At 62.9% G+C, this 8,843-nt stretch carries 8 protein-coding genes; 6 read left to right on the top strand and 2 right to left on the bottom strand.

Annotated elements, in window-relative coordinates:
- Nucleotides 1-1,057, bottom strand: a 1,057-nt coding sequence (locus ACK41V_RS22720) for a hypothetical protein (protein ID WP_409785815.1), incomplete at its 3' end; no start/stop codon positions are given.
- A gap of 378 nt (nucleotides 1,058-1,435) precedes the next feature.
- Between ACK41V_RS22720 and ACK41V_RS22715 the strand changes: the two genes are divergently transcribed.
- From ACK41V_RS22715 to ACK41V_RS22705, 3 genes are all read left to right on the top strand, one after another.
- Nucleotides 1,436-2,935, top strand: a complete 1,500-nt coding sequence (locus ACK41V_RS22715) for an FAD-linked oxidase C-terminal domain-containing protein (RefSeq protein ID WP_409785813.1) — start codon at nucleotides 1,436-1,438, stop codon at nucleotides 2,933-2,935.
- 76 nt (nucleotides 2,936-3,011) lie between these two features.
- Nucleotides 3,012-3,503, top strand: coding sequence for a hypothetical protein (locus ACK41V_RS22710; protein WP_409785811.1), 492 nt, complete (start codon nucleotides 3,012-3,014; stop codon nucleotides 3,501-3,503).
- A 154-nt stretch (nucleotides 3,504-3,657) separates the two neighbouring features.
- Nucleotides 3,658-4,092, top strand: a complete 435-nt coding sequence (locus ACK41V_RS22705; protein WP_409785809.1) for a hypothetical protein — start codon at nucleotides 3,658-3,660, stop codon at nucleotides 4,090-4,092.
- A gap of 566 nt (nucleotides 4,093-4,658) precedes the next feature.
- On the opposite strand, the gene ACK41V_RS22700 is transcribed toward ACK41V_RS22705, so the two are convergent.
- Nucleotides 4,659-5,621 carry a LysR family transcriptional regulator gene (locus ACK41V_RS22700; protein WP_409785807.1) on the bottom strand — a complete coding sequence of 321 codons (963 nt, stop codon included), beginning with the start codon at nucleotides 5,619-5,621 and terminating at the stop codon, nucleotides 4,659-4,661.
- 119 nt (nucleotides 5,622-5,740) lie between these two features.
- Here ACK41V_RS22700 and ACK41V_RS22695 point away from each other — a divergent pair, with 119 nt between their 5' ends.
- The 3 genes from ACK41V_RS22695 to ACK41V_RS22685 form a co-directional block, all read left to right on the top strand.
- A complete protein-coding gene (locus ACK41V_RS22695; protein ID WP_409785806.1) occupies nucleotides 5,741-7,192 on the top strand; it encodes an aldehyde dehydrogenase family protein in 1,452 nt (483 codons plus the stop codon).
- 63 nt (nucleotides 7,193-7,255) lie between these two features.
- On the top strand, nucleotides 7,256-8,221 hold the full coding sequence (locus ACK41V_RS22690) for an ABC transporter substrate-binding protein (protein WP_409785805.1): 966 nt from the start codon (nucleotides 7,256-7,258) through the stop codon (nucleotides 8,219-8,221).
- Nucleotides 8,222-8,418: 197 nt separating this feature from the next.
- A partial coding sequence (locus ACK41V_RS22685) for a substrate-binding domain-containing protein (RefSeq protein ID WP_409785803.1) occupies nucleotides 8,419-8,843 on the top strand: 425 nt, incomplete at its 3' end.

Below are 8,843 nucleotides of genomic sequence, written 5' to 3'. Positions count from 1 at the left end.
CATCAGGGCAGACGATGCGGTCAGTAGACAGCGAGCGGCATTCGGGTGGCCAGTCGGATGCGCTCAAGCAAGTAACGGACTGACCACCACTGATGGCATAGCACTGACCCGGTCGGAAGGTTGACCATGGCACCCCGGAAGCGTCGATCTCCGCTTGGGTGACCGGGGGCAGTTTTGCAGTGACGAATCGAGTGTCGGGGCAGACGACGCGGTCAGTAGACAGCGAGCGGCATTGGGGCGGCCAATCGGATGCATTCAGGCAGGTGTCGTCACGACCTCGTCTTGTGTTGTAGCACTCGCCAGGGCGAAAGGTGTTCCATGGCACCCCGGACGCATCGATCTCCGCCTGGGTGACTGGCGGCAGTACCGGGAGCGAGGGTGATGGCGTTGGCGGCACTGGTACCGGCGCAGTGGTCACGGGTGGCGTGACGACCTGATCTACGATTTTTCCGGTGACGACTGGGGCCTTGACTGGCAGCGCGCCCGGCCCGGTGGAAATGCCATTGACCGGGCCCACATTCACCAACGTCGAAGTCGGCTTGATCTTGGAGACGCCGCGCACGCCCTCGGGCAGCACCAGCCAGCGGCGGGTGTAGTCGGGCAGCGTAGGGTCGGCGCCCACAAAGATCCCGTTGCCCGCTGTGGGCGGCTCGGCCCGGAATGCCCGGGTGGACCAGGCAGGCGCCGTGACGGTGCCCTGGATCCCGTCCGCCGTCACGGTGGCGTCAAAGGCTGTGCCTGCCGCGCTGACGACGTGGATCTCGCCCTGTTTGATTTGTGTGCCGAACCATTCGCCATCAATGCCATCGCAGAGATACACGAGGGCGTAGTCGCCCTGCACCACGAAGCCGATGTAGGCCGCCGCATTCAGCCCGACCGCACCTACGAAAGTACCGCGCGCCTGCGCAGCGTCTGGCGCGAGCGGGGCAGGAATCTGAGCCAGAACTGCCGCGTCCACCGGCAGCGGGCCGGTAGCGTCCGGGGGCGAATCCGAACCAGAACACGCCACAAGGGCTGCAGTGACCAAGGCGCCGAGTGTGTGCAAGAGACGGTTCATGCAAACAATTTGACCCGTTGCAATTGGCCATGTCAACGCAATACCGAACCAGCCCACCATTCAGCGCAGTTCATTTCGAGACTTTCGATTGAGGGCTGCCAATCAATCTCTGCACAAATCCCTGTGGGATGTGCGTGCACAGTTTCGGATCCAAGACCATTCGCGCATGAAGTAAAGCAGCTTGGCAAGTCAACGTGTGCATCCGGGTCAGGGGGCGCACCCTTTCATGTGTTGGACCAACAGATTTAGCACAAAAATGCGCTGCAGCGCTCGTTACATAAGCGCTTACAGCTATCAATTTGGTAGTGAATGTGTTTTTCACGTACCTCTGCAGAAATGCTCATGGCCTCGCGCCCAGCGATCCCCTACAGTGCTGCCATGAACACTGTCGCCGAACCCGCCGCAACCCTGTCCGAACGCGCCGCACGCCAGGCCGAGGTTGTCCAGGCCCTGGGGCGTGTGCTGCCCGCGCATGCGCTGCTCTGGCACGCTGAAGACACCACGCCCTACGAATGCGACGGCCTCACCGCCTACCGCCAGCGTCCGTTGGTGGTGTGCCTGCCTGAAACCTACGACGAAGTGCAGGCCGTGCTGCAGGTGTGCCACCAATTGCAGGCGCCGGTAGTGGCCCGGGGCGCTGGCACGGGCCTGTCGGGCGGCGCCATGCCGCATGCCATGGGCGTGACGATGTCGCTGGCCAAGTTCAACCGCATCCTCGACCTGAACCCCGAAAGCCGCACGGCCGTGGTGCAGTGTGGCGTGCGCAACCTGGCCATCAGCGAGGCCGCCGCACCCTACGGCCTGTACTACGCCCCCGACCCCAGCAGCCAGATCGCCTGCACCATCGGCGGCAACGTGGCAGAAAACTCCGGCGGCGTGCACTGCCTCAAATACGGGCTCACGGTGCACAACGTGCTCGCAGTGAAGGGCTTCACCGTGGAAGGCGAGCCCGTCGAATTTGGCAGCCAGGCCCTGGACGCCCCCGGCTACGACCTGTTGGCCGCGGTGATCGGCAGCGAGGGCATGCTGGCCGTGACCACCGAGGTCACCGTCAAGCTCATCCCCAAGCCCCAGCTGGCGCGCTGCATCATGGCCAGCTTCGACGACGTGCGCAAAGCGGGCGACGCCGTGGCCGCCGTGATCGCCGCAGGCATCATCCCCGCGGGCCTCGAGATGATGGACAAACCCATGACCGCCGCTGTGGAAGATTTTGTGCACGCAGGCTACGACCTGACGGCCGAGGCCATCTTGCTGTGCGAAAGCGACGGCACGCCCGAAGAGGTGGAAGAAGAAATCGGCCGCATGAGCGAGGTGCTGCGCGCTGCGGGCGCGACCGCCATCTCCGTCAGTAACGACGAAGCCGAGCGCCTGCGCTTTTGGAGCGGCCGCAAGAACGCCTTCCCCGCCAGCGGCCGCATCAGCCCCGACTACATGTGCATGGACTCCACCATCCCGCGCAAGCGCCTGGCCGACATCCTACTGGCCATCCAGGAGATGGAGAAGAAGTACCAACTGCGCTGCGCCAACGTGTTCCACGCGGGCGACGGCAACCTGCACCCGCTCATCATGTTCGACGCCAACGACGCCGACCAGCTGCACCGCTGCGAGCTGTTTGGCGCGGACATCCTGGAGACCAGCGTGGCCATGGGCGGCACGGTGACGGGGGAGCACGGCGTGGGCGTGGAGAAGCTCAACAGCATGTGCGTGCAGTTCACCGCCGAGGAAAACGCTCAGATGTTCGGGCTAAAACATGCGTTCGACCCGGCGGGGTTGTTGAACCCGGGGAAGGTGATTCCCACGCTGAACCGGTGTGCGGAGTACGGGAAGATGCTGGTGCGCGGGGGGCAGATCAAGCACCCGGATTTGCCGCGGTTTTGAAGGTTGCTCCACAAGACGTTCCCACATAGGCCGCTCGTGTCAGACTCCCAAGATGGCTAAGAAAACTCGCCGCCAAATGACATCTGATGAACTGGAGACTCTGTACCGCAGTGTTGGGCGATGCATTTGGCACATTCAGTATCTTGAAGACGCTTTGCACACGCTCCTGACACTGAAAATTGAGATCCGCGTACCTGGAAACGTCACAGCACAGGAAGCGCAGGAACTGCTGTCAAAACATCGCCGAGCAACCCTAGGAACGGCGCTGGGGACGGCCTCAAAGCATGAGGCACTGCACCCCCAACTACTCTCCGGTTTGCGCCACCTGAAAGAAGAGCGAGATTGGCTTGTTTATCGTTCGATGCATCAAGATGGAGATTCCCTGTACACCGATGAAGGCAGAAAAACGGTCTTCAATAGACTGGACCTTCTAATGGAAACGACGTTGAGCCTGAAAAAGCAAATGCTTGAAGAAGTGGAGTCCTTCTGCGCAAGCCATGGCATCTCACCTGAGGAAGCGGAAAGGCAGGCGCGTGAGCAAATTGCAAAACTCAAAGGCGATGCATAACCTCTCTATAAGGAACAATTATCGGGTGGCCATCAGCCGTCTCCGTGCCTGCTGGGTGGTCCGTTTGCTCCAGCCACAACTGACGGCCCCAAGTTCATAGGAGCCAGCGAAACCGCCGACAATCCGCATCCTCGTCATCCCTCTTCCCGACCCCATGCTCAGCGACTCCCCCTCCACCCTCCTCCAATCCGGGAACGCCCTCGTCGCCCAGGCACAGGCCGTAGCCACGCAAGACTTCGCAGCAGCACGCGCGTTGTGGCGGCAGGCGGGGGTGCTGTTTCAGCGGGCGCACGAAGCCGACCCCACGCAACATGCTGCTGCGTTTCGCCTGGGCCAGGCGTGGGTGGCCGAAGCCCATGCGCTGCAGAAAGAAGGATCAGAGGATGCGACGGCCATGTGGCGCCAGGCGGCGCTGCAGTGCGAGGTGGCCTTTGCGCTCGATCCGCACCACGCGGTGACGGCCATGCACATCGCCAGTTGCTACGCCTGGGCGCAAGACGCCGAGGCCAAGCAGGCCTGGGCGCAGATTGCGCAGCATTTGCAGGAAGAACACGCGGCCAACATGGCGGCGGATGAGGCGGCACGCTAGGCCCACGCCCCACGCAGACTGGGCGGGGCCGAGCAACGCGATGGCCCGAGTGGCTGTTTGGATGTTTGGCCCCACCCCTGCTGACTGCGCCTGCGGCGGGGCGGTTGCGGGGTGGCACGCGCGTCGGAGCGCGCGTGCTTCGTGATCTGACTCGCCGTGGCTGTTTGAACGTAGCGCCGAAGGCGCGCAGTGAGTTCCACGGCGCACCCCGCAACCGACCCGACGCAGGTTGCCCCTTCGCATCGCGAAGGGGTCGCAGACTGGGGGTCGCCTTTTCTTTGGTGACTTTCTTTTGGCGAAGCAAAAGAGAAGTTACTCGCATGCCGGGCGACTCCCGGCCTCCACCCTCAAATTAAGCACGCGGCAAGATCAGCGCCAAGGCTTCGACAGGCTCAGCCCGAACGGATGGGGGTGCGCCCAGGCTTCGACCCTTCGACAGGCTCAGGACAGGCAAGCTCAGCCCGAACGGTCAGCAGAAAACTCAGGAGCTATAAAAACAATAGCTACTAGCGCTTACAGGACAAGCGCTAGAGCCCATTTTTATCAAAAATCCGCTCAAATCCCCGTCACTCCCCCGCCTCCAACCGCCGCCCATACTGCACCAGACTCGTCTGCTTCAACGCCTTCATCATCACCTTCGCCGCAGGCGACAACAGCCGATCCGTGCGGGTAATGATCCCAAACGCATCCATATGGCACGGCATCGCCATCGGCAACACCGACACCATCCCGTGCGACGCGTAGTAATGCGCCACATCCGCCCCGACCACCGCAATCATGTCGCTCTGCTGCAGCATCCGCGTGATGAACAGCAACGCAGACGTCTCCACCGTATTGATCGGCGGCGCAAGCCCGTCCTGCTGAAACATCAGGTCAAACCGGTGCCGCAGCACACTGCCCGCAGGCGGCACGATCCAACCGGCAGACACGACATCGCGCAGGGTCAGCCCGCTCATACCCAGCAACGGGTGGCCAGGGCGGGTTACCGCGCAGACCAGTTCTTCGGTCAGTGACTCATAGCGCAGGTTGGTCTTGTCGTGCTCGGCAAACAGGCGGCCAACCACGATGTCGAGCTTGCCCTGCTCCAGCCGGTCCAGCAGCACGGGGCTGGTTTCGATATCGAGCGATATCCGAAGGCTGGGGTGTTCCTGCTTGACCAACGCCAGCGCGGCGGGCAGCAGGCTCAGGCCCGGGGAGGTGATGGCGCCGATGCCGACCTGCCCGTAATGCCCGGTCTTGAGCGCGCTCAGTTCGTCGTGCGCCTGGTTCAGGCTGGCCAGGGCCATGCGCGCGTGGCGGATCATGGTTTCGCCGTACCAGGTGGGGCGCATGCCACGTGGCAGGCGCTCGAACAGGGGCACCTCCAGCACATCCTCCAGGTCCTTGAGCAGCTTGGACGCGGCGGGCTGGGTCATGCTGAGCACCTGGGCCGCGCGGTGGATGTTGCCCTCCTCCGCCAGGGCCACCAGCAGCAGCAGTTGGCGGGTCTTCAGGCGTGCGCGGATGAACCAGTGGTTGTAGGTGCTCATGGGGTTTTCCAGAATGCGGGGATAGATATGTATTTTGTCTAAAAAACTATTAGATTGATATCAAAATCAATCATAGACTTTCTGCCGAGTCCTCCACAAAGCAAGCAAGCATCCTCTTCATGAAACTCGGCGACATGCAGCAAAACCCCCGGCACCTGATCAATGGTCGCTGGGAGATCGGCACCACCACTGGTGTCAGCACCAACCCGTCGGACACCCGCGAAGTGGTGGCCGAGTACGCGCGCGCCGACCGCAACCAGACCGACCAGGCCGTGCGCGCCGCCGCTGACGCCCTGCCCTACTGGAGCCACAGCACGCCCCAGCGCCGCGCCGACGCGCTGGACCAGATCGGCACCGAGCTGCTGGCACGCAAGGACGAGCTGGGCGCCCTGCTGGCCCGCGAAGAGGGCAAGACCCTGCCCGAAGCCGTTGGCGAGGTAGCGCGCGCGGGTCAGATCTTCAAGTTTTTTGCCGGTGAAGCGCTGCGCATCCCTGGCGAACTCATGGCGTCCGTGCGCCAGGGCGTGCAGGTGGACGTGACCCGCGAACCCGTGGGCGTGGTGGGCATCATCGCGCCGTGGAACTTTCCGTTCGCCATCCCGGCCTGGAAGATCGCCCCAGCGCTGGCCTACGGCAACACGGTGGTGTTCAAGCCCGCCGAACTGGTGCCCGCCTGCGGCTGGGCGTTGGCCGAAATCATCAGCCGCTGCGGGTTGCCCGCTGGGGTGTTCAACCTGGTGATGGGCAGCGGCCGCGAAGTGGGCCAAACGCTGGTGGACCACCCGCTGGTCGATGCGCTGAGCTTCACCGGGTCTGTGGCAACAGGCGAGCGCATCCTGAAGGCCGCCTCTGCGCGCCGGGCCAAGGTGCAGCTGGAGATGGGCGGCAAGAACCCGCTGGTGGTACTCGCGGATGCCGACATGGACCAGGCCATCGACTGTGCGCTGCAAGGCTCGTATTTTTCAACCGGTCAGCGCTGCACGGCATCCAGCCGCCTCATCGTGGAGTCGAGCGTGCACGATGCCTTTGTGGCCCGGCTGCGCCAGCGGCTGTCCACCCTGAAGGTCGGCAACGCGCTGGAGCGGGGCATCGAGATGGGCCCCGTGGTGGACGCGGGCCAGCTCGACCAGAACCTTGGCTACATCGAGATCGCGCGCGCAGAAGGCGCCGAGCACGTATGGGGCGGCGAGCGCCTGGAGCGCGCCACCCCCGGCCACTACATGAGCCCGGCGCTGTTTCTGGCCATGCCAGAACACCGCATTGCGCGTGAAGAAATATTTGGCCCTGTGGCCTGCGTGCTGCGCGCCGATGACTACGAACACGCGCTGGCCCTGGCCAACGACACGCCCTTTGGACTGTGTGCAGGCATCTGCACCACGTCGCTCAAACACGCCATGCACTTCAAGCGGCACGCTGATGTGGGCATGACCATGGTCAACCTGCCCACGGCGGGGGTGGACTTTCATGTCCCCTTCGGCGGGCGCAAGGAATCGAGCCATGGCCCGCGTGAACAGGGCCGGTATGCCGCCGAGTTCTACACCACCGTCAAGACCGGCTACATGCTGGCCTGACGCCCCCGCACAGGTTCTTCATTGCCTGCGATTTTCGATCCATAACAACCAGGAGACAAAACCATGAAACTGAATCGTCGCACCGTTGTATCCGCGCTCGCGAGCGCCCCGCTGGCAGGGTTGCTCCCCGCCGCTGCCTGGGCCCAAAAGCCCATCGTGCTGGGTTTCAGCCAGGTGGGTGCCGAGAGCGAATGGCGCACCGCCAACACCGAGTCGATCAAGTCAGCCGCCAAGGAGGCGGGCATTGAACTGAAGTTCTCGGACGCCCAGCAAAAGCAGGAAAACCAGATCAAGGCCATCCGCTCCTTCATCGCCCAGCGGGTGGATGTGATTGCGTTCTCGCCCGTCGTGGAATCAGGCTGGGAGCCCGTGCTGCGCGAAGCCAAGGCCGCCAAGATTCCCGTGGTCCTGACCGACCGCGCCGTGAACACCAAGGACCAGTCGCTGTACGTGACTTTCATGGGATCGGATTTTGTGGAGGAGGGGCGCAAGGCGGGCCGTTGGCTGGTCGAGAAGATGAAAGACAACAAAGGCGAGGTCAACATCGTCGAGTTGCAAGGCACGGTGGGCTCTGCCCCGGCCATCGACCGCAAGAAGGGCTTTGAAGAAATCATCAAGGCCGACCCCAAGTTCAAGATCGTGCGCTCACAGACCGGCGACTTCACCCGCGCCAAGGGCAAGGAAGTGATGGAAGCCTTCCTCAAGGCGGAGGGCAAGAAGATCAACGTGCTGTACGCGCACAACGACGACATGGCCATCGGCGCGATCCAGGCCATCGAAGAGGCCGGCATGAAGCCCGCCAAGGACATCGTGATCATCTCCATCGACGCAGTGAAGGGCGCCTTTGAAGCCATGATCGCGGGCAAGCTCAACGTGAGCGTGGAGTGCAGCCCGCTGCTGGGTCCGCAACTGATGACCGCCGTGAAGGACATCAAGGCCGGCAAGGCCGTGCAAAAACGCATCGTGACGGAAGAGGGCATCTTCCCGATGGAAGTGGCGGCGAAAGAATTCCCGAACAGGAAGTATTGATACCGGCACGCGCTCAACACTCCCCATTCGTTCACGCTGAGCTTGTCGAAGCGCCGCGCAAGGCTTCGACAGGCTCAGCCCGAACGGCTCTGGATGATGAACCGCCAATCCGACACCCATCCGGAAGTGCCCCAAAAGTTACCCCCAGCCCCATTGCAGCGGCATGGGCATTCAAAAAAAGCAGGAGACAGAACCCAATGAAGCGTGCAATTTTCAAGGCCGTGCTGGCCACCGTGGCCCTCGCCGCCATCGGCGCCACGTCCGTGGCATCGGCCCAGGACAAGGGCAGCATCGGCATCTCGATGCCCACCAAGTCGTCGTCGCGCTGGATTGCCGACGGCGACAACATGGTCAAGGTGCTCAAGGAGCGCGGCTACAAGACCGATCTGCAGTACGCAGACGACGACATCCCGAACCAGCTCGCGCAGATCGAGAACATGATCACCAAGGGCGCCAAGGTGCTGGTGATCGCCTCCATCGACGGCACCACGCTGTCGCGCGTGCTGCAGAGCGCTGCGGACAAGGGCGTGAAGGTCGTGGCGTATGACCGCCTGATCAAGGGTTCCAAGAACGTGGACTACTACGCCACGTTCGACAATTTCCAGGTGGGTGTGCTGCAGGC

It is taken from the genome of Acidovorax sp. (assembly GCF_046291265.1).
Taxonomy (GTDB): Bacteria; Pseudomonadota; Gammaproteobacteria; order Burkholderiales; family Burkholderiaceae_C; genus Acidovorax.
The sequence above is the reverse complement of the archived record's forward strand: the minus strand, read 5'-3'. Positions and strand labels throughout refer to the sequence as shown.

Excerpts from the sequence above, each read along its gene's own strand:
- ACK41V_RS22695 (WP_409785806.1), top strand. The coding sequence starts at position 5,741 with ATGAAACTCGGCGACATGCAGCAAAACCCCCGGCACCTGATCAATGGT.
- ACK41V_RS22710 (WP_409785811.1), top strand. The coding sequence starts at position 3,012 with ATGACATCTGATGAACTGGAGACTCTGTACCGCAGTGTTGGGCGATGC.
- ACK41V_RS22690 (WP_409785805.1), top strand. The coding sequence starts at position 7,256 with ATGAAACTGAATCGTCGCACCGTTGTATCCGCGCTCGCGAGCGCCCCG.
- ACK41V_RS22700 (WP_409785807.1), bottom strand. The coding sequence starts at position 5,621 with ATGAGCACCTACAACCACTGGTTCATCCGCGCACGCCTGAAGACCCGC.
- ACK41V_RS22705 (WP_409785809.1), top strand. The coding sequence starts at position 3,658 with ATGCTCAGCGACTCCCCCTCCACCCTCCTCCAATCCGGGAACGCCCTC.
- ACK41V_RS22715 (WP_409785813.1), top strand. The coding sequence starts at position 1,436 with ATGAACACTGTCGCCGAACCCGCCGCAACCCTGTCCGAACGCGCCGCA.